Origin of the sequence: Brachyspira alvinipulli ATCC 51933 (assembly GCF_000518245.1) — a bacterium.
GTDB classification, from domain to species: Bacteria; Spirochaetota; Brachyspiria; order Brachyspirales; family Brachyspiraceae; genus Brachyspira; species Brachyspira alvinipulli.
Genome location: NZ_KI912402.1, coordinates 326215 through 347117 on the forward strand (window position 1 = coordinate 326215; position 20903 = coordinate 347117).

Annotated in this window: 16 protein-coding genes and 2 pseudogenes; 14 read left to right on the forward strand and 4 right to left on the reverse strand. The window is 25.9% G+C overall.

Annotated features, from left to right (window positions below):
* Window positions 1–77: 77 nt before the first annotated feature.
* The 6 genes from T324_RS0106350 to T324_RS0106375 all read left to right on the forward strand — a co-directional run bounded on the left by T324_RS0106350 (window position 78) and on the right by T324_RS0106375 (window position 4756).
* Window positions 78–686, forward strand: a complete 609-nt coding sequence (locus tag T324_RS0106350) for a hypothetical protein (RefSeq protein WP_028329473.1) — start codon at window positions 78–80, stop codon at window positions 684–686.
* A gap of 11 nt (window positions 687–697) precedes the next feature.
* Window positions 698–1249: a hypothetical protein gene (locus tag T324_RS0106355; protein ID WP_028329474.1), complete on the forward strand. Its 552-nt coding sequence runs from the start codon at window positions 698–700 to the stop codon at window positions 1247–1249.
* A 423-nt stretch (window positions 1250–1672) separates the two neighbouring features.
* The gene (locus tag T324_RS0106360; protein ID WP_028329475.1) at window positions 1673–2665 is read left to right on the forward strand and encodes a metal ABC transporter substrate-binding protein; all 993 of its coding nucleotides are present in this window, start codon (window positions 1673–1675) and stop codon (window positions 2663–2665) included.
* Window positions 2665–3357: a metal ABC transporter ATP-binding protein gene (locus T324_RS0106365; RefSeq protein ID WP_028329476.1), complete on the forward strand. Its 693-nt coding sequence runs from the start codon at window positions 2665–2667 to the stop codon at window positions 3355–3357. The genes T324_RS0106360 and T324_RS0106365 overlap by 1 nt, the downstream gene beginning before the upstream one ends.
* On the forward strand, window positions 3354–4181 hold the full coding sequence (locus T324_RS0106370) for a metal ABC transporter permease (RefSeq protein ID WP_028329477.1): 828 nt from the start codon (window positions 3354–3356) through the stop codon (window positions 4179–4181). Before T324_RS0106365 ends, T324_RS0106370 begins: the two co-directional genes overlap by 4 nt.
* A gap of 17 nt (window positions 4182–4198) precedes the next feature.
* Window positions 4199–4756: a TIGR03943 family putative permease subunit gene (locus T324_RS0106375; RefSeq protein WP_028329478.1), complete on the forward strand. Its 558-nt coding sequence runs from the start codon at window positions 4199–4201 to the stop codon at window positions 4754–4756.
* A gap of 92 nt (window positions 4757–4848) precedes the next feature.
* On the opposite strand, the gene T324_RS0106380 is transcribed toward T324_RS0106375, so the two are convergent.
* Window positions 4849–5874: a DUF3089 domain-containing protein gene (locus T324_RS0106380; RefSeq protein WP_084548618.1), complete on the reverse strand. Its 1026-nt coding sequence runs from the start codon at window positions 5872–5874 to the stop codon at window positions 4849–4851.
* Between the two features lie 481 nt (window positions 5875–6355).
* Here T324_RS0106380 and T324_RS17710 point away from each other — a divergent pair, with 481 nt between their 5' ends.
* The 3 genes from T324_RS17710 to T324_RS0106395 are packed head-to-tail and all read left to right on the forward strand — an operon-like array spanning window position 6356 to window position 12604.
* The gene (locus T324_RS17710; protein WP_051436805.1) at window positions 6356–9724 is read left to right on the forward strand and encodes a DUF4132 domain-containing protein; all 3369 of its coding nucleotides are present in this window, start codon (window positions 6356–6358) and stop codon (window positions 9722–9724) included.
* 22 nt (window positions 9725–9746) lie between these two features.
* On the forward strand, window positions 9747–10793 hold the full coding sequence (locus tag T324_RS0106390) for a tetratricopeptide repeat protein (protein ID WP_028329480.1): 1047 nt from the start codon (window positions 9747–9749) through the stop codon (window positions 10791–10793).
* Entirely contained in the window at window positions 10790–12604 is a 1815-nt protein-coding gene (locus T324_RS0106395) for a hypothetical protein (RefSeq protein WP_028329481.1), read from the forward strand. The genes T324_RS0106390 and T324_RS0106395 overlap by 4 nt, the downstream gene beginning before the upstream one ends.
* 3 nt (window positions 12605–12607) lie before the next feature.
* On the opposite strand, the gene T324_RS0106400 is transcribed toward T324_RS0106395, so the two are convergent.
* Window positions 12608–13150, reverse strand: a complete 543-nt coding sequence (locus T324_RS0106400; RefSeq protein ID WP_028329482.1) for a GNAT family N-acetyltransferase — start codon at window positions 13148–13150, stop codon at window positions 12608–12610.
* Window positions 13141–13704 (reverse strand): GNAT family N-acetyltransferase, encoded by a 564-nt coding sequence (locus tag T324_RS0106405; protein WP_028329483.1) that lies wholly within the window; start codon window positions 13702–13704, stop codon window positions 13141–13143. Before T324_RS0106405 ends, T324_RS0106400 begins: the two co-directional genes overlap by 10 nt.
* 192 nt (window positions 13705–13896) lie before the next feature.
* Between T324_RS0106405 and glgA the strand changes: the two genes are divergently transcribed.
* From glgA to T324_RS0106425, 3 genes are all read left to right on the forward strand, one after another.
* A complete protein-coding gene (gene glgA / locus T324_RS0106410; protein WP_028329484.1) occupies window positions 13897–15390 on the forward strand; it encodes a glycogen synthase GlgA in 1494 nt (497 codons plus the stop codon).
* Between the two features lie 50 nt (window positions 15391–15440).
* The gene (locus T324_RS0106415) at window positions 15441–15965 is read left to right on the forward strand and encodes a DJ-1/PfpI family protein (RefSeq protein ID WP_028329485.1); all 525 of its coding nucleotides are present in this window, start codon (window positions 15441–15443) and stop codon (window positions 15963–15965) included.
* 412 nt (window positions 15966–16377) lie between these two features.
* The gene (locus T324_RS0106425; RefSeq protein ID WP_028329487.1) at window positions 16378–16758 is read left to right on the forward strand and encodes a sigma factor-like helix-turn-helix DNA-binding protein; all 381 of its coding nucleotides are present in this window, start codon (window positions 16378–16380) and stop codon (window positions 16756–16758) included.
* An 82-nt stretch (window positions 16759–16840) separates the two neighbouring features.
* Here the strand turns inward: T324_RS0106425 and T324_RS0106430 are convergent, their stop codons facing one another.
* On the reverse strand, window positions 16841–17713 hold the full coding sequence (locus T324_RS0106430; RefSeq protein ID WP_028329488.1) for a flagellin N-terminal helical domain-containing protein: 873 nt from the start codon (window positions 17711–17713) through the stop codon (window positions 16841–16843).
* 506 nt (window positions 17714–18219) lie between these two features.
* Between T324_RS0106430 and T324_RS18965 the strand changes: the two are divergent.
* A pseudogene (locus T324_RS18965) lies at window positions 18220–18471 on the forward strand (ankyrin repeat domain-containing protein); the annotation flags it as partial.
* Window positions 18472–18489: 18 nt separating this feature from the next.
* Window positions 18490–20647, forward strand: a pseudogene (locus T324_RS16910) (ankyrin repeat domain-containing protein); the annotation flags it as partial.
* Window positions 20648–20903: the final 256 nt, after the last annotated feature.

Here is a 20903-nt window from a genome sequence, read left to right on the forward strand (position 1 = left end):
TATTTTTTATAATTTATATTGTTATTTATTTTTTTTTATTGTAAAATATGTTAACAAATATTTAAGAGGTTATTTTTATGAAAAAGCTTTTTATTTCTATACTATTTTCTTTATTTTTTATATCTTGTTTAGATTATACTCAGTATGTTACGATTGATGAGAATGATAATATAAGCGTTATTGCAATAGCTACAATATCAAAATCTATGATAGAATTGGCCGCTTTATCTGAGGGTTACGAAGATACTGTTCCTGTCAGATATTATGATGAAATTTTGAGTGATATGGAAAAGGAAGCTAAAAGCAGTTATCCTAGAAATTTTAAATTCAAACGTATAAATAATGATAATGAAATAGGACTTTATATAAATGGTACAGTTAAAAAGAGTGATTTGAAAGATAGTGACAGTTACTTGCTTCCAGTAAGAACAGGAAATAAATTTATGTTCACTCCTTTTGACAATTCAGAAAATACTAGTGAATATAATGAATATTCTTCTATGCTTAGTTCTATGAAAATGAAATTAATAGTTTCAAAAAGCTATATACCTACTATAAGTGCATGTTATATTTCTTCTTATGATGAATTAAGAAATATTAATGTTTATGATTTAAAGGATTCATTTTTAATAGAACTTCCTATTTTTGCTGATATTTCTAATCCTATTTTATATATTGAATTATAATGAGGTGAATTATGTATAGATTATTTGTATTGATATTTTTATTTATATTTTCTAATTTGTATTCGCAGACATCTCCTCTTAATGTTAATAGCAGTTTTTTTAGCAGAGATGGTAATTTAATATATAACAAAGATTTGAAAGTACATGCAATTAGTAAGATAACTTTTGATGATAGGTCTAATTATGAGATGATGGTATTGAAAGGTAAAAACTGGTATTATTATTCGCTTTTACAAAAAGTTGGAAATTATTATAAATATATAGGTACTATTGCTTTGAATGATGAAAATAATTCATGCAATAATAGAGGTTTTTCTAAAATAGCAAATAAATCCAATTATTTTACTATAGAACATGAATACTGCAACAACGATGCAGATAAACTTATGTTTTATATTACATTTAAATTAGATACTAATACAAAAAATATATATCTTCATAGATGCAGTGCTGTTGTAAATAGGACTCAATTTGATACTGATATAAGCAGTTTGGGAAGAAAAGTTTTATACGATGATGTAACAGAGGATTTGCTTGTTAAATTAATTTTTGATAATATGTAATGATAATGATTGTGAACAATAAAAAAATATATTCATAATTGACAATTATTTATTATAAATTATAATAAATAATGTTATGAAGTTAATATTTATATTATTAGTTATTATTTTTATTACATCTGTATATGCTATACCTGCATATTATGTTATATCGCATTCGGGTCATCATTGTTTGGATGCAGATTGCGAAACATGTTTAAATTTATCGTCAATAATTAGAATAATTAATAAGATATCAAGAATAGTAGTAGCATGTAGTTTTATAATATATTTTTCTATAATACCAATAGTATTTATAAAATATAATATAATATTTTATAATAATAATATTACCCCCATAAAACTTAAGGTCAAGCTTATTAATTGATTTACATCCTTGTATTTATAATTATATTTAATTAAAAATATTTCAAGGATTATGTAATGAATAAAAAAATATTAATTTTAATTTTTTTAGTATTATTAACGTCATGTAATAATAAAACAGATAATAATATAGATAAAGATGGTAAAATAAAAATAGCAGCTACTATATTTCCTATATATGATTTCACTAAAAATATAATAGGCGATAATGCTAATTTAAAGATGATTATAAAACCTGGAATAGAAATTCATTCTTTTAATGCAACTCCTGCTGATATAATAGATATACAAAATGCGGATGTATTTATTTATATAGGAGGAGAAAGCGAAGAGTGGGCAGAAAAAGTTGTAGCTTCAATGGATACAAACGGTAAGAAGATAGTGAAGTTAATAGATTATGTAAAAGCATTGGATGAAGAGATAGTTGAAGGTATGGAGCATGATGCAGAACATGATCATGGAGAAGAAGCCAATCATGAAGAGCATGAGGAACATATTGAAGAAGCTCATACTCATGAAGGAATTTATGATGAGCATATATGGACTTCTCCAAAAAATGCCCAATTAATGGTTAATGCAATATGCGATGCTTTATCAGAGATTGATGCTGATAATGCTGATACATATAAATCTAATGCAGAAAAATATAATCAGGAATTAACAGCATTAGATGATGAAATAAGAAATACAGTAAACTTATCTAAAAGAAAAAATATAGTATTCGGAGATAGATTTCCATTCAGATATTTTGCAGATGAGTACGGTTTAGAATATAGAGCACCTTTTACAGGATGCAGCAGTCAAGTTGATGCAAGCCCTAAAACTATTACTTATTTAATAGAATATATTAAAGACAATAATATACCTTATTTATATTATATAGAGATGAGTAATGAGAAAATAGCTAATACTTTAGCAGAGCAAACAGGAGTGACTAAATTAAAACTTCATTCCGGACAAAATGTAAGCAAAGAAGAATTTGATTCAGGTGTTACATATTTATCTATTATGAAGGATAATTTAGAGAGTTTGAAAAAGGGTTTAAATTGATGTTGAATATAAAAGATTTATCGGTATTTTATGATAGTAATGAGGTATTATCTAATATCAATTTCTCTTTGAATAAAGGAGATTATCTTTCTATAATAGGTGAGAATGGTTCTGGTAAAACTACATTAATAAAAACTATACTTGGACTAATAAAACCTAAAAAAGGAAACATAGTTTTTAACAGTGTAAGGAAAAATGAAATAGGGTATTTACCTCAGCAAGGAATAGTACAAAAATCTTTTCCGGCAAGCGTATTTGAAGTGGTTATATCAGGAAGATTAAATAAGAAAAAGTTTCTGCCTTTTTATACTTCAAAAGATAAAAAAATAACTTTAGATAATTTAAAAAAACTTAATATAGAGAATTTAAAAAATAAATCATATAAAGATTTATCAGAAGGACAGCAGCAGAGGGTAGCATTGGCTAGGGCATTATGTTCTACAAAAGAGTTATTAATACTTGATGAGCCTTCCACAGGATTAGATCCTATAGCTACAGTTGATCTTTATAATTTGATAAAAAAACTTAATAGTGAAGTTACTATTATTATGGTTTCGCATGATATAGCAAGTGCAATAAAATACTCTAATAAAATACTTCATTTGAATAAAGATATGCTTTTTTTTGGAAGCACAGAGGATTATATAAAAACGGATATATACCAAAGAATATCAGGGGAGGATATGAAATGATTGCTTTGCTTCAGGAACTTTTTTCATATACCTTCATTGTAAGGGCTGTTATAGTTGGTATATTGGTTTCATTATGTGCTGCTCTTTTAGGCGTTAACTTAGTTTTAAAAAGATATTCTATGATAGGTATTGGACTTTCAAATGTAGGATTCGGAGCATTATCTCTTTCTATGATGTTTGGTTTTTCTACTTTGAAGCTTTCTATACCTATAGTTGCTATTGCTTCAATACTTCTTTTGAGATTAAGTGAAAATAGCAAAATAAAAGGAGATGCAGCTATTGCTTTGATATCAAGTGTATCTTTAGCTGTAGGTATTATTGCCATTACTGTAAAAACAGGAATAAATACGGATGTATGTAATTATATGTTTGGAAGTATACTTGCTATGAGTAAAAGTGAAGTTTACATAAGTATAATTGTTAGTGTTATAGTTATAGTACTTTATGTATTATTTTATAATAAAATATTTTTAGTGACTTTTGATGAAAATTTTGCCCGTGCTGTAGGTATTAATGCTGAGCTTTATAATATGCTTATATCTATACTTACATCTTTGATAATAGTATTGGGTATGAGAATGATGGGGGCTATGCTTATATCAAGTTTGATAATATTTCCGGCATTAACTTCTATGAGAGTATTTAATACTTTTAAGAGTGTGGTAATTTCATCGGCTGTATTATCAGTATTTTGCTTTTTTATAGGTATAGTTGCATCATTTCAATTGGAATATCCTACAGGAGCATGTATTGTTATGGTTAATTTGGCTATGCTTTTAATATTTTCTGTTATAGGAAAATTTGTAAAATTAGGAGCAAAATAAAAAGGAGAAATATGGATATGAAAAAAATATTATTTTTATTTATTATATTGCTGTCATTTTCTTCTTGTTCAAAAAAAGAATATAATGACGGATGGTTTGATATAGAAAAAAATTATGTTGATATACCGAAGAAAAAATATGATTATGGAAATCCTAGAGATAAGTCTTCAAATGATGCTAATAATGCTGCAAGTTCTTCATCATCTATTGATATGAATAATGTTATAGAAATAAAAGAAAGAATGTTTATAAATCAATGCAATGATGTTTATTTGAATCCGGATGATTACAGAGGGAAAATAATAAAACTTCAAGGTATATATGATGGATTTACAGATGAAGAAACTGGAGAGAAACTTAATTTTGTATTCAGATATGGACCAGGATGCTGCGGATATGATGGCGTTGCAGGTTTTGAGTTTAATTATAACGGTGAAATACCTAATCCCCAGGATTGGATTGAAGTCGTTGGTGTTGTGGAGATATTAGATATAGACAATTATGAAACCGTTAGACTTAATGCTATAAGTTTGAATGTACTCGATAAAAGAGGAAAAGAATTTGTAGCTAATTAATTTAGATAATTTTCGTATATTTATATTTTATAAACCATGTTGAGGGCAAAGTAATAATATCACTTATTATTTTGCCCGCTTTTATATTTTATTTATTTCCAAAAAGCCCCAACTCTTTTTCTAACATTTTCTTTCAAATCATAATAATAAAGAGCTATATCATAAGCATGATAAACGCCTTTTTCAAATACACTTTTTTCTCCTAAGTAAAAATCATCAGGATTTATGGTGCTGCATTTTATAACGCCTCTTGCTTTATCAACTTTTGCATCTGCTATTTTTGTTGGTTTTCCATAATTTGATGCAATATTAGCTCCTATGCTTTGTTCTTTTGTTGCTATAGTTTCATCTAATGTCCAAGTTATAGGATTAATTGAAATAGAGCCTTCAAGAACGGTAGGGTTATATCCGTTAAAATCTGGGCTTTCAGTGTTGTATGAAATTATTACTCCAGTGTCATATTCGCTGTTTGCAAATCTTAAATGAGGATTTTCATCTAACTCTTTTTGAGTAACAGAATATCCAAGCACATAAGCTGCAACCATTCTATTTTTTAAATTTTCATTTGTCTTGAAATAATCCTTTAATATTTCTTTTATCATTATAGCACCTTGAGAATGTCCTACTAATATGAAAGGTCTGATATTATTATAATTTTTTATATAATAATCAAATGCAGCAATAGCATCTTCTTTTGGTTCTGCGAAAAAGTATTTATCTTGTTCTTCTCTGCTTATATTATTTTTTTTATCTACTAAATATAAAGCATCAGCTTGTCTGTAGAATGGGGCGTATACACTTGCTGTTTCATCAAATATTCCTATATGCTGCATCATCATATTTGTAGCTCCGCTTCTCATTGGGGCATAATCTATAGGACATATTATACTTTCATTTGTATTTTCTCTTTCCCAAGTTGTAGGGTATAAATAAAATACATCTACTTCTCTGTCATTTGGATTTTCTGGTATGGACATCCAATTATTTTTATCTGAATAGTCTGTTTTGGTTTCTATTGTTTTTATTATCCCTATTGTTTCTGAGGATTTATTATTACAGCTTAATATAGTAATAATAATTAATGATACGGTGATGAATATTTTAATTTTATTAATCATAATTTACATCCTTTATTAAAATGTTTTATAATTATAAATTTAAAAACATTAAAATCAATTAAAAAATATTAAATAGCTATTTTATTTATTTGAAAATTATAATTAAATCTGTTATAAATTAAGAAATAAGGAGGTGTATATACTGAAATGATCTCATTTTGCCACCTTCTGCACATTATATAAATATTATCAACTTGTTTGTCGCACAAAAAAGTTTTTATTCTTCGGATATGTTTCATGAAAAACGTAAGTACTAGAACTTTATATTTTGGGAATATGTATTAAATATAAGATAATAATTGTATTTTGTCTACAAATGCAGTTCTTTTGCTTCTTTTATACAAATAAAAGAAGTGTGGTCTGGCACAACTGTTTTTTCTGAATAATTTTTTTATTAAAAATATTTTATTTAATGAAAATTGATTAAAAAATAGTTTTATTATATATTTTTGTATTATTCAAACGATATAAGGATGATATTATGGGTAACATAGAAAGTCATATAAAAAAAGTTACAAATAATAAAGATATTTCAGATGATATTAGACATACTATCGAAGATTATGTGTATTTAAAAACTGATGAAGTACCTGAAAGAGTTCATTCTATAATGAATAGAAATGATTTTGATGCCTTTATTAATGATTTAAGTAAATGCCGACAAGATGAGAGAGAATCATATAAAAGACTGCTTATTCTTTATATACATAATAATTATGAATATAGAGAAAATAATACTTATAATATTATAAGATTTTATTATTTAGATGAGTCTGTAAAAAATGCATTTCTTTATTATATTTTTGAAAACAAAGAAAATATTATAGGTATTCATTTTTTTATAGAGTTTTTAAAATGTTATAATTTAATTTTCAAAGATCTAGTAAAAATAGATAACAAAATAAAGAATTCTTTCAATAGATTTATAGAAGAAATAAAAAATAAAACTGATGATGAAATAATTAATGAATATAAAGATTATCAAATATACTGCCCATTATATATTTTATCGCAATTAATAATACATACCAAAGATAAAAACTTGGCTAATAAATTATTATCTCTTATTTCAAAAATAGAAAACAAAGAAAATATAATAATTAGAAATATTTTATGTTCTTTGTTTTTAATAATTGATGTATCAGATGAAATAAAAAATAAATTTGTAGAAATTTTATTAAATAATAAAGGTTCGTCAGCTTTATTTATGAAGGATATTAATGTTTTTTATAAAAGCGAATATTTTATAAGATATATAATAGATGTTAATTATACTTCATCTGATAATAAATATAATAATGTAACTTTAACATATCCTTTTATCAATGAACTTCCTCAAATCTTACAAAAAATATTTTATTTATTTAAATCTAATTCTCAAAGTATAAAATTGGAATTAATAGAATCATTATACAATGAAGATAAGGATAATTTCTATAATATGTATAAATTATATCAGGAATCTGTTTTGCTTGATTATAATAATTCTAATCCTCAATTAAAATATAATAACATGCATTTTGTAGATAATTGTATTGATATTTATTTGCTTATGTCTGCATTTTTATTTAATAAAAAAGAAAATGAAATTATAGATCATAATATAGTTGATAGGGCAGTAGATTTTCTATTTAATTTTTTAGATCCTCTTCCTGAATGTTATGATGATTATAATGATTATAAATATTTGATACATAATATATTTGAATATCATACATATATGCTTGCATTATTGTATGATTATAATGATAAGGCTAAAAACTTTATAAACTCTACTTTATATTCTTATATTACAATAAATAGTTTTATTCTGGCTAGAAATTATTTATATGATGAAACAGTTTTTAATATTGTAAAAGAAATATTTAGTTTAAATGATAAAGTTAATATAATAAATATTTATTTAACTTACTATATTTATACAAGTGCCATATATTCGGCAGATGGCAAGAAAAAAACATTTTTGAATATATATAATATTACAGAAATAGGCAATGATTATTTAGAAGATATTTATAAGTTTATAGATGATGATAAGTTTATAAAAAATATTTCTAAAGATATTAATTTTACCATACATTTTTTGAATACTCTATATAACAAAGAAAGTAAAATAGAAAATTATAAATTAGTATTAAAACTTCTTGAAACATCAAAATCAAAAGAGATAAAAAAGACATGCATTAAAATATTAGAAAAATCAGAAAGTAAAGTAAAAGATGATGTACTTCAAAAACTTGATAAAGCTAAAGGAGAATTTGAAACTTCATTAAAAAGCATAATAAGAATTTGGGATATGAGCAGATTTAATGAAAGTTTTGAGTTTAAAAATATAGAAGAAATAAACTCTCATGTAGATAAATATTATAATGAAGGATATGAAGAAAAAATAAATAAATATAATTTTATAGAAAAAGAAATATCAAATGTATTATTTAAAGATAAAAAAACATTAGTGCCGTTAAAAGTAATGAAGTATATTTTTACTGAATATATAGCATTAAAAGAAATAAACAAATTAATAGATATAGAAAAAATCATTAATCATTTTTATATGGAATCTTTCAGAAATGCTTTATCAAATATTTATAATGAATTTATTAATTTGAAATATCCTATAGAATTAAAAAACATATATATTCTTTACTGTTTATATATGGATAATGAAACAGTATTAAAATTAAAAAATGAAGTAGATTATTTAACTAATAATGCCAGAGGAGCATTAGCAGCACATATAGTACAATGTATGGCATTGAATGGTAATAAATTAATTCTTGTTATGCTTGATTCTATTTCTTTAAAGTATAAAAATAATCAAGTAAAAAATGCTGCTAAAACTGCATTAGAAAATGTTTCTTCTATACTTGGAATCAGCAGAGATGAACTTATTGATAAAATAATACCTAATTTTGATTTTGACAGTAAAGGACAAAAGACTTTATCTTATGGAGGAGAGGCTCAAAGAACTTTTACTATAAGCATAAATAATGATTTTAGTTTATCTATTAAAGACAATCAAAATGATAAAATAATAAAATCTCTTCCTGCTCCAAATACTAAAGATGATAAAGATACTGCCTCAAAAGCAAAAAAAGAATTAACAGAATTAAAAAAATCTATAAAAAATACTCTAGAAAATCAAATTATAAGATTAAAAAAAGTTCTGCTTAATGGAAGAAAATGGAGCTATAAAGGATTTAAAGAAGTATTTGTGGATAATCCTTTGATGAATATATTCGCTCAAAAACTTATATGGGGCATTTATGATGATAATAATAAATTAATAGAGTCATTCAGATACACAGAAGACGGTTCTTTTAATACGGTATATGATGAAGAATATATATTTAAAGATGAATTACAAAATAAAAAAAATATAACATTAATTCACCCTATAGAACTTGATAATGAAATTTTATTGAAATGGAAAAATCAATTAGCAGATTATGATATTGCACAGCCTATAGAACAGCTTAATATGATTTATGAACTTCCGGAAGAAAAAGATATAAATAAAAATCTTGAAATAGTATATCATGATAAAAAAGTTAATCCTTATGCATTAATGAAATTTGCAGCTTCTCTTGATATGAAAAGAGGCGAAATATTAGATGCAGGAACTTTTTTTGAATATAATTTAAAAGATGAAATAGCAAAAATAATGTTTGTTATTCATTTTAATTATTTGATGGTTGGTTATGTACAGGAAGAAGATGTTGACATTGAAAGAGCAGTATTTTATAAATTAGATGAAGATAATAATTTTGATTTTAATTGTCCAAGCAATCCTTTGGAATTGAATAAAAGATTTGTATCTTCTATATGCGGTTTAGTAAAAGAGTTATAATAATTTTTTAAAGGATTAAAGTATGATTGATGATTTTTACAAATTAGCAGATGAAGCATTCGATGCAGGAAATTATGAAAAGGCAATAGAATATTATGATAAACTAATATTTTATAATGGAGATAATGCAGAACTTTATAATTGCAGAGGACTTGCAAAAAACAATTTAGGTAAATATAAAGAGGCGTTAAAAGATTTTAATACTGCTTTAAAATTGGATAATAATAATGCAGATATATATTATAATAAGGGTTTGGCTGAATATGAGATGGGTGATTATGAGAAAGCCATTAAAGATTACACTAAAAGTATAAAACTTGATAATACCATTGGCGATGTTTATAATAATAGAGGTTTATGTTATGGAGCATTAGGAGAATTTGAAAAGGCTATTGAAGATTTTACTTGTGCTATAAAATTAAATAAAAATGATGCAGAGCTTTATTATAATAGAGGACTTTCAAAATCTAATTTAGAAGATTATGAAAATGCATTAATGGATTTTGATAAAGCTATTGAAATAAATCCTAAATACAGCAATGCTTATAATAGCAGAGGAAATGCAAAAAATGAACTAAATTATAATGAAGAAGATATTATAGCGGATTATGATAAAGCTATAGAAATTGATAATAATATAGATGCTTATTATAATAAGGCATTATATTATAATACTAATGAAAATTATGAGAAGGCTTTAAATCTTTATAATAAAGTATTAGAGATAGATGAGTATTATATAGAGGCTTATGGAAATAGGGCTATTGTTTTATATAACTTAAATAAAAACGAGGAAGCTATTAAAGATTGCGATAAAGCTATTGAGTTAGATAGTGAGTATTGGCTTTTATATTTTAATAGGGCAGAGATTAAACTTGAAGTTGCTCAAAAAAATATTGATGATTTTAAAAAGTTAAATGATGAAGCATTTGAAGATATAAATAAATCTTATGAGTTAGCTTTAGAAGATGAAGATAATTTAGATGAATTTAAAGATTATGTATTAGAATTAGCGAATAAAAATTTTGAAGCAGCAATTAAATTTTGTAATGAGCATAAATTATTATGAATATAGAATCGCTTCCAAAATGGGATAATTATTATATAGAAACTGATAAAGAATTTCAATCAGATGAAACAGAGCGTCCTCCATTAACAGGAAAAAATAGATATGTTCCTAATGGGCTTTATGATGAGAAATGGGGAGATGTTTATGATGCTTATGGCAAAGCAGATTTAACTCCTTATTATATAGAAGCTTTAACTAGCGATGATGATAATGATGTTAATTTCGGAGTGTATGGACTCTACTCGGCAACCACTCATCAAGGAAGTGTTTATAAATCTTCAAAAATGGCTGTTCCTTATTTGGCAGATTTACTTAAGTTCAATAATAATGCTTCAGAATTGGCATGTACATTTCTAGCAAGAATAGCATTGGGAGAAAAGCATTTTATTAATACGCCATTCTTTTATAAAACTAAATATTATGGCACTGTTAAAAAATATAAAAATGAAATACTTGATTATTATAATAAAAGCAATTCACTTGAAGCTATGAGATTATTATGTTTTATTCCAAACTCTTTAAATGAAATATTAAATTTCTCTTATAATGAATGCTTAAAATTAGAAAATGGAAATAAAAATAATGCTTATATTCGTCAGGCCTCCACTTTATTAGTACAAGGTTTTACAGCTGCACAGCATAATTATAAAATTTCTAATAAAGACTATTATAAAGAATATCCAAATATTATTAATAACATAACAAAATTAAAAGTTAATAAGCATATTGAAGAAGTTTATAATATTATGAACAGCAGCGAATCACTTTTGGTAAGAGGCTCTGCAGTAATTTGTTTAGCTTATACAGGTATTTTTAATAAAGATATTTCAGATTTACTTTTATATATAGCTGAAAATAATTGTACAGGTGTTGATTGGGTATGGAATGATAATTTTTCTAATATGGCAAAATATACTTGGGCTTATTCAGCTGATATTGAAACATTATTAAATACTGATGGCATTAAAACAAAAAGCGATGTATTTATTGCAGGTGTCACTAATAATGAAAAAAGTTATGATGATATATTGATAGAAGCAGTTACAAGAGTTTTTCCATATAAAAAGAAAAAAGAAGAATTAATAAATCCAGAGTTGAATGACATACAAAAAAGAGTATTAAGAAAACTAATTAATAATGCTCCTAATTTGATTGGAAGTTATGAACTAGAAGCTATTAATATGCCTTTAAATATTGAATCTGCCAAAAGGCTTATAGATGATGATTATATAAAAAATAAGATTCTATGCAAGATAATTGATTCAAAACCTTTATGGTATATTATAGAAGAATCATTGATTAAAAAAGATGAAGAAACTATTACAGATATAATTATTAATAATAATATGGATGCAATGAAATTATTATTTGAAATATATGCTCCTATAAAAAATATTATTAATAGGGAAGTAATAATAAATACTTTGAATATATACAGTAGTTTAGATGATAAAAAGATATTAAATGAAAATAATAGTATTCTTTTATCTTCGATAGCGAATTGCCTAACTAAAAGTATAGAAAACTATAAAGATGAAATATTTAATTATTTAGATGAAACATTAATAAAAGTAAATGATTTCAAAGATGATTATGATTATAAAGAAAAATTAGTTGGAGAATATGTAGGAGTATTTTTATTAACATTAGGACGTTCAAAATTATTAGATAAAAAATATTATAAATTGGTTCGTCCTTATCATAAATATATTCAATATTCAGTTTTTCCAAGTAAATTATTTTTTGAGCTTTTAAGTTATACATCTTTAGAACATCAGGAAATTATAAAAAATAGATTTGGTATTAAGTAGATATTATTTAATCTTATAGAAATCGTCAAGATTGTATATATTTTTATGAATAAGATTAACAGCCTTTTTGTATTCATAATCATTTAATTTATCTGATGACATTATCCTAAATTCTATAAATGTAACTTTTCCATCATCTAAAAAATATGGGTATGGATAAATATTATCATGCAAATGAAATCCTAAAGATTTGTACCAGTTTATACGTCTGTATGCCAAACTGTTAATATTTTCCGGCACAACTTCAACTATGATATTATTATGTATTTTTATAAGTTCTTTTAATGCAGCACTTCCGTATCCTAAACATCTGTATTTTCTTTCTATAGCGAAATATTCTATATATGGAAAATCCTCAAGCTGCCAGCATAAGCATACACCTATATGAATATTATCTTTCTTAATATCATAAAGATTTTTTTTAATTGATGATTTTTGATTAAAAGACTCTTTCAAACTCCAATTTTCTCTAATATTAAAAGAGTCTCTTATAATATCTTCATTTAGATTTGAAGTATTTGTACTTTCTATTAATTTTATCTCCATTTATCAATTTCATCTAATCTAGGTTTGTATACTTTATTATATAATATTTTTGTAATACTGTCATGCTCTTCTTTGCTTTTTATATTTTCGCTTGTCATTATTTTCATTTTCATTGTAGATATTTGATTATTTTTATCAATGCATGGCATATCATAATCATATTCTGCCAATATAAACCCGTATCTTTTGTACCACTCTATACGTTTTTGTGCTATTTCATTTAAATCATAAGGTTCTACTTCTATTACAATTAATTTATCTTTAAGCATATCAAGTATTTTTACTAGAACTTCTGAACCGTAATTTTTACCTCTTAATTTTTTATCTATAGCTAAATACTCTCCGTAATTAAAATCTTCTAAATACCAAAGCATAGTTAATCCTATTGGTGTTTCATCATCAAGTATGCCGTAAAATTTATAATTATGATTATCTTTATTTTCCAAAGTCATAACAAAAGACCATCTTTCTTCGGGAGGAAATGCATCATTATATAATTCTTCGTAGAAATTCTTATTTTGCAAGTCATTTTTCATTTCAATTAATCTAATCATAAAAACACCTCTTATTTTATAATTAGTCCGATTATATACTATTTTAAAAATTAAGTAAATATTATATCAAATATGACAGTTGAAAAATAATAATATTTTTTTATATATTATAAAAATATATTATTATTTTGCTTGAAGTTTTTAAATAAAGTTATATATTTAAAAATATATTCCAATTTCTAGGGGTTTTTTATGTCTAAAATGAAAGTTATGATAGCATCATCAGAAGCAGCACCGTTTATAAAAACAGGCGGTCTGGCTGATGTAGTTGGCTCATTGCCAGCATATTTAAAAAAATTAGATGTTGAGGCTTTTGTTGTTCTTCCTAAATATAGGGATATAAATTTTCATGACTGCTATTTAGAAAATGTACTTCCTACTATGGGAGTATGGATGGGTAATGGAGAGGAATGGTGTTCAGTATTTAAAACAGTGAAAGATGGAATAGATTTTTATTTTATAGAACATCATAATTTTTTCAGTAGAGAAGGGCTTTATCATGATGCATCATTTAATGATTATCAAGATAATGCTTGGAGATTCGGATTTTTTTCACGTGCGGCTTTGCAGTTATGTAAGGATTTGCAGTTAGATGTTGATGTTGTTCATGTTAATGATTGGCAGACAGCTGCTATTCCTGCTTATATAAAGACTTGGCATTGGAATGATAGAATAGGGCGTGCTGCTAGTTTGCTAACTATACATAATGCTAATTATCAAGGTATATATAATGCCACTACTACTTATGATTATTTAGGTTTGGGTTGGAATAATTTTAGTCCGGATACATTTGAGGATCATGGAAATATTAACTTTTTGAAAGGGGGAATATTCTTCTCTGATGTTGTTACTACAGTGAGTCCTACTTATGCAAGGGAAATATCTTCTCCTTACGGCGGACATGGTATGGCACCTTATTTGCAGAATAAAACTACAAGTTTCTTTGGAATACTTAATGGTATAGATGAAAATGAATGGTCTCCTGAAAAAGATAAATATATACCTGCAAATTTTTCTGCAGATAAGATGGAAGGCAAAAAAATATGCAAGAAAGAACTTCAAAAAAGATTTTTATTATCTGAGGATGATGATGTTGTTTTAATAGGTGTTGTTGGACGTTTTGTAGATCAAAAAGGGTATCATTTTATAGCTTCTATAATAGATTCTTTGGTTAATAATATGAAAATTCAGTTTTGTATACTTGGTACAGGTGACAAAGGATTAGAAAATTTCTTCGGAGATTTACCTAAGAGATATCCTACAAGAGTTGGTTCTTATATAGGATACAGTAATGAGCTTGCACATTTAATAGAGGCTGGATGTGATTTATTTGTTATGCCTTCATTGTTTGAACCTTGCGGACTTAATCAAATGTATTCTTTAAAATATGGAACTTTACCTATAGTGCATGCTACAGGAGGACTTGAAGATACTGTTGAAAATTATAATGAACAGACTGGAGAAGGTACAGGTTTTAAATTCTATGATTCTACAGCTTCAGCATTATATAATACTATTGGATGGGCTGTAAGTGTTTATTATGATCATAGAGACAGATTTACTGCTATGCAGAAAAGAGGTATGAAAATAGATAATTCTTGGGAAAAAAGTGCTAGAGAATATGTTAAGGCTTATGAACTTGCTATTTTAAATAAAAACAATTATGATAGAAATTGCGGATTATAATATTTAAAGAATAAAATAGAAATAAAAAATAAAAATCGGAGAATTTAGTGATGGAAAAAACTAATAATATTTTGTATGTAATGTCTGGTCAGAATTTTCAGGATGAAGAATACTTTGAAAGCAAAAAAATATTTGAATCTGCCGGATATAAAACAGAAGTATCATCTACATTTATAGGTACTGCCCAAGGAAAACTAGGAGGTATAACTAATATAGATTTACTTTTTAGTGAAGTTGATGCTGTTGAATTTGATGCTGTTGTATTTATTGGAGGAATAGGATGTATAACTTTATGGGATGATTGGCGTACTCAAGGACTTGCTAAATTATTTTTGGATAATCAAAAAGTAGTTGCAGGAATAGGCAGCGGAGTTGTTATTATGGCTAATGCTAAAATATTAGAAGGTATTAATGTTACATGCCTAGCTGCTGATGAATCCCATGTAAGACATGGTAATGCTAATATTATGCCTGACAGTGTTGTGGTTTCTGGAAATATTATAACATCTAATGGTCCTTCTTCATCTAAAGATTTCGCAAATGCTGTAATTAACGTATTGAATACTATTTCTTAATATTTTATATTTAAAGGGCTTTTTTAAAGCCCTTTAATTTTTAATACCAAAATTCATACACAAATATAAAAAGTCTAAAAACACAAACCGTTTAGTATTAAATGTATTATAATGTTGTATAAATTTTTAATAATATAGCCAATAATGTATAAAAATACATTATTGGTAGTTGTAACATATTATATATGAAACCCTTTCAAAACAAACTTTATCATAAAAAACTAATCAAAAATATCTTAGATAATATAGAGGAGGATGATTATTTTTACAACAAAAGATATAATTGGGAGGAGTGGGTTATAATGCGTGTAGACATTAAAGAAGCTGTAAAGAAAACTGATTGTGAAAACATATCAGATTACAGCCATGAAGTTTTATGTAAAGTATTAGAATTTTTGGAGGATAAATAAATATGTGTGATTTATGTCCTAAATATGAAACTTGTAATAAATTATGTGATAAGGTATTAAATGAAATTAATAAGAGTATTGCTAAAAAAGGAAAACAGAATATTGATAGTATTGACAGCAGAGAAGTAGTATTAACTAATGATGATTTAGATAATATAATATATGCAAATTCATTAACAAATAATGAGTACAGCAGATTATCTAATCTAGTTATAGCTATATTAACTCCTAAACAAAAGGAATTATTAAAATTATTTTCAGAAGGAAAAACTCAGTCAGAATTGGCAAAAATATTTAATGTAAGTCAGTCTGCCATATCTCAAAGTATTAAAACTATAAAAAAAGAGATATGCAGTCAATTCAAAATAGTTATAGAAGTCTAATTTAGACAAAAATAAAGGGAGACACTCATTTAAGAATGCCTCCCTAAATATGGTTAATATTACAACATCAAGTAAATATTAATTATTGTAATAATCTAAGAGCACCTTGTGGTAACTGATTAGCTTGAGCAAGCATAGACAAGTTAGCTTGGTTAAGAATTTGATCTTTAGCAAGTTTAACTGATGCTTCAGCCATATCTGTATCACGAATTCTGCTTTCAGAAGCCTGCATGTTTTCGAATCCAATCATTAAGCCTTGAGCAGTCATTTCTAATCTGTTCTGATATGCACCTAAGTCAGATCTTTGTTTTAATACTTTAAGAAGAGCTTCGTCTACCATACCTATAACAGAGTTAGCTTTAGCTGGGCTAGAAACACTGATGAATGTAGCTGTAGTAGCTGGTCCAACTGGGTTTTTAAGTCCAAGAGCTTGGCTGTTCATAGTACCTATATAAACACGTTTTCTTTCGTCCATGTTAGCACCGATATGTAACCACATAGAAGCTGTAGGAGTGTTTTCTCCTGTAGATCTAGCGAATCTACCAGTTAACATGTTAAGCTTGTTGAATTGAGCATGTGAAGCAACTCTGTCGATTTCGTCTATTAACTGAGAAACTTCGATTTGTACATAAAGTCTGTCTTCATCAGTATAGATACCGTTAGCTGCTTGTATAGCTAATTCACGGATTCTTTGAAGAATGTTAGTAGTTTCTTCTAAGTATCCTTCAGTAGTTTGAATGAAAGATATACCGTCTTGAGTATTTCTTTCAGCCATACGTAAGCCACGAATTTGTGTACGCATTTTTTCAGATACTGCTAATCCAGAAGCATCATCACCAGCTTGATTGATTCTTAAGCCGCTAGAAATTTGAGCAGCGTCTTTTCTTAAATCTACTTGGCGGAATTTAAGAGTGCGTTGTGCGTTTATAGCACTAATATTATTGTTGATAACCATATGGTTCCTCCATGAATTAATTATATGCGTCCTTCCTTGAACACATAAATATTATCGGTTAGTGCTTATTAATTATTAATTTTTTTTTATAAAAATAAAAATTTTTTTTCTTTAGTTTTATTAAAAAAAATATCATAATATTATGTTAATATAATTATGTTAATATATTTCGATTGATCATAAATTATTCTACGCACGTAGAATATAACTATATAATTAAATTCATTTTATTTTTTAATTTATTACTTATATAAATACATTGAACGTGCGGTTAATAAAGTATTTATCTATAATAAAAACTTGGGCGGCATGCTTTTTCTAATCTACTTAAAATAAATAAGATCTATATAAAAAATAGCGCAGAAAATATAAAAGGGCGGGCTGTGTAAATAAATTATTTATTTTGAAATTTTTATTATAAATATTATGTTTATTAGATTTTTTATTGACTAAATTTTTTAATTTTACTATACTATACTGAGGTAATATCCATTAGAGGGGTTATTATGTTTGAAAATGAAAGAGAAGAAATAGAATTTTTAAATGCTGCTAAAACAGGAGATATTGAGAAAATAAAATATATATTAAATAATAGCAATTATATAAATATAACAAATATCAATTTTATAAGAAATGAAAAAGATTATAATAATGCCTTGCTTCTAGCTTCATATCGTAATCATGCGGAGATTGTTAAATTCTTATTGGATTATGGTATGGATATTAATATGGTGAATAAGAATCGTCAAACAGCTTTGTTTATAGCCTCATCAGCAAATAATTTAGAAATAGTAAAAATATTGCTAGAATATAAATCTGCAAATAATGAGAGTGTTCTTGTAAAAAAAGATGCTGAAATTGACTCCCAGGATAAAGAAGGACAAACTCCATTAATGATAGCTGTGCACAACAAAAATGTAGAAATGATAAAAATATTATTAGAATATGGGGCTGATCCTGATAAATATAAAGAATATTATATAACACCTTTAATGGTTTCTTCTTTATTATGGAGAGGTTGATATTATAAAACTTTTATTAAAATATAATGCTTCTATAGATATGACTAGCGATGATAATTATACGGCTTTAATATATGCATGTGATGGAGGTAAAGCAGATTCAGTTAAAATCCTTCTCGAGCATAAAGCTGATATGTATATAGAGGCTTCAAAAGAATATAATTATTCAACTTCTTTAATGATGGCTTGTAAAAAAAATCATACTGAAATAGTTAGAATATTACTTGAAAACGGCTATGATCCTAATCATAAAAATAAAAAAGGTGAAACAGCGTTATTATATTGTGCCCATGTAGGTAAACCTAGTGCTGAAATAATAAAAATCTTATTAGAATACGGAGCAGATATAAATGCAAAGAATGATGGAGGAACTACAGCATTGATGTCCGCCTCTTATATTATAGGAAAAGAATATTTTATAAGAGCTTTATTAGAAAATGGTGCCGATATTGAAATAAAAAATAATTTTAATAATAATACAGCCTTACTTAATGCATGCGAACAAAGAAATATTGAAGCAGTTAAAGTTCTTCTTGAATATAATGCCAATGTAAATGTACAGGATAAATTTAAAAAAACTCCTTTAATATTAGCTTGCGAATTGCTTTGTGATAGTGATTCTTATGATATAGTAAAAATATTGCTAGAGCATAATGCTGATATTAATTTGTCAGATCACAGAAAAGAAACCCCTCTAATGCATGCAGTAAAGGAAAGAAATACAGAAATTGTTGAGCTTCTTTTAAAATATAAACCTGACTTAACCTTAAAAAATGAATCTGGAAAAACTGCATTAGATATTGCATACAATAGAAATAATTATGTAAAAGAAATAACAGATTTAATAAAAGAATCATCATCAAGAGAAATACAATTTTTATATGCCGCTGCTGAAAATGATGCTGATAAGGTTTTAAAATATATTGCTGGAGGAATTGATATTAATAATACTATAGATGAATCAGATGACTCAATAGGTTCTAATGCTTTGCTTTTAGCTTCGCAGTTTCATCATAAAGAAATAATAAAAATATTATTAGAGCATAATGCTGATGTTAATTTTAAAAATTATTTGAACAAAACAGCTTTAGAATATGTTGCTAATAATGATAATAATTTTGATATAGCTTTAGAGTTTATAAAGAGGGGAGCGGATGTAAATGCTGTAGATAATGAAAATGCTACACCTTTAATGTATGCCGCTTCTCGTAATGCTAAAAAAATATTAAAATTACTAATAAAAACTAATACTGATGTTAATATTCAAACTAAATCAGGTGATACAGCATTAATTCTTGCTGCTCTTAATGATAATCTTGATATAGTGAAAATTTTAATAGAAAATAAAGCTGACGTATTTGCAAGAGATGGTTATGGCAGAAGATGTTTATATTATGCTGATAAAAATGGAAATGCTGAGATGTATGAAATTTTTAGGAAGTATCATGATGATGAATATAAAAAAAGTTTTCAATTCCTTCTTGATGTTGAAAGGGGAAAAATTGATGAAATAAATAAATATATATATGAAGGCGGAGATATTAACTTTCAAGATGATAATGGTTTTACAGCTTTAACTGTTGTAGAAAAGATAGAGATTGCAAAGATATTATTAGATAATAATGCAGATATCAATAAAAAAGGAAGGGACGGATATACTCCATTAATGATGGCAGTAAGGAGAGATAATATAAATCTTGTAGAATTCTTTATAGAAAATAATGCTGATCTTAATATGTTTGATCCAGAAGGAAATACTGCATTAATTGTAGCTGCTCAAAATCACAAAGATGATATATTTGAGCTTTTATTAAAAAACGGAGCAGACCCATCTATAAATAGTGAAGATTTAGAATTCTATATAGAGTTTGAGGATGAAATGAAAAATATGTTAAAAAAATATAGAAAATAAGTTTTTTAATTTTTTTTCATACCCCGCCCTTTAGATTTTTTATCTATTTTGATATTTTTATTTACAATTTTCTTAATGCTTTATTTAGAAATTATAGCTGCCCGCCCTAGTTTTTTTAAATTTTAAAATTTATTCTACGCACGGTGAGCAAAATTTCAAATATAATAAAAATTAGAATTCATAATTAGTATATATTTATAGCTTTATTCTACGTGTGGTTTGGATACTATAAATTTAAGTAAAATTTGGGTGGGTG

What these genes read in the sequence shown, in the direction of transcription:
- T324_RS0106415 (WP_028329485.1), top strand. Translation starts at nt 15,441, where the DNA reads ATGGAAAAAACTAATAATATTTTGTATGTAATGTCTGGTCAGAATTTT.
- T324_RS0106360 (WP_028329475.1), top strand. Translation starts at nt 1,673, where the DNA reads ATGAATAAAAAAATATTAATTTTAATTTTTTTAGTATTATTAACGTCA.
- T324_RS0106355 (WP_028329474.1), top strand. Translation starts at nt 698, where the DNA reads ATGTATAGATTATTTGTATTGATATTTTTATTTATATTTTCTAATTTG.
- T324_RS0106365 (WP_028329476.1), top strand. Translation starts at nt 2,665, where the DNA reads ATGTTGAATATAAAAGATTTATCGGTATTTTATGATAGTAATGAGGTA.
- T324_RS0106350 (WP_028329473.1), top strand. Translation starts at nt 78, where the DNA reads ATGAAAAAGCTTTTTATTTCTATACTATTTTCTTTATTTTTTATATCT.
- T324_RS0106375 (WP_028329478.1), top strand. Translation starts at nt 4,199, where the DNA reads ATGAAAAAAATATTATTTTTATTTATTATATTGCTGTCATTTTCTTCT.
- T324_RS17710 (WP_051436805.1), top strand. Translation starts at nt 6,356, where the DNA reads ATGGGTAACATAGAAAGTCATATAAAAAAAGTTACAAATAATAAAGAT.
- T324_RS0106430 (WP_028329488.1), bottom strand. Translation starts at nt 17,713, where the DNA reads ATGGTTATCAACAATAATATTAGTGCTATAAACGCACAACGCACTCTT.
- T324_RS0106380 (WP_084548618.1), bottom strand. Translation starts at nt 5,874, where the DNA reads ATGATTAATAAAATTAAAATATTCATCACCGTATCATTAATTATTATT.
- T324_RS0106395 (WP_028329481.1), top strand. Translation starts at nt 10,790, where the DNA reads ATGAATATAGAATCGCTTCCAAAATGGGATAATTATTATATAGAAACT.
- glgA (WP_028329484.1), top strand. Translation starts at nt 13,897, where the DNA reads ATGTCTAAAATGAAAGTTATGATAGCATCATCAGAAGCAGCACCGTTT.
- T324_RS0106425 (WP_028329487.1), top strand. Translation starts at nt 16,378, where the DNA reads ATGTGTGATTTATGTCCTAAATATGAAACTTGTAATAAATTATGTGAT.
- T324_RS0106400 (WP_028329482.1), bottom strand. Translation starts at nt 13,150, where the DNA reads ATGGAGATAAAATTAATAGAAAGTACAAATACTTCAAATCTAAATGAA.
- T324_RS0106405 (WP_028329483.1), bottom strand. Translation starts at nt 13,704, where the DNA reads ATGATTAGATTAATTGAAATGAAAAATGACTTGCAAAATAAGAATTTC.
- T324_RS0106390 (WP_028329480.1), top strand. Translation starts at nt 9,747, where the DNA reads ATGATTGATGATTTTTACAAATTAGCAGATGAAGCATTCGATGCAGGA.
- T324_RS0106370 (WP_028329477.1), top strand. Translation starts at nt 3,354, where the DNA reads ATGATTGCTTTGCTTCAGGAACTTTTTTCATATACCTTCATTGTAAGG.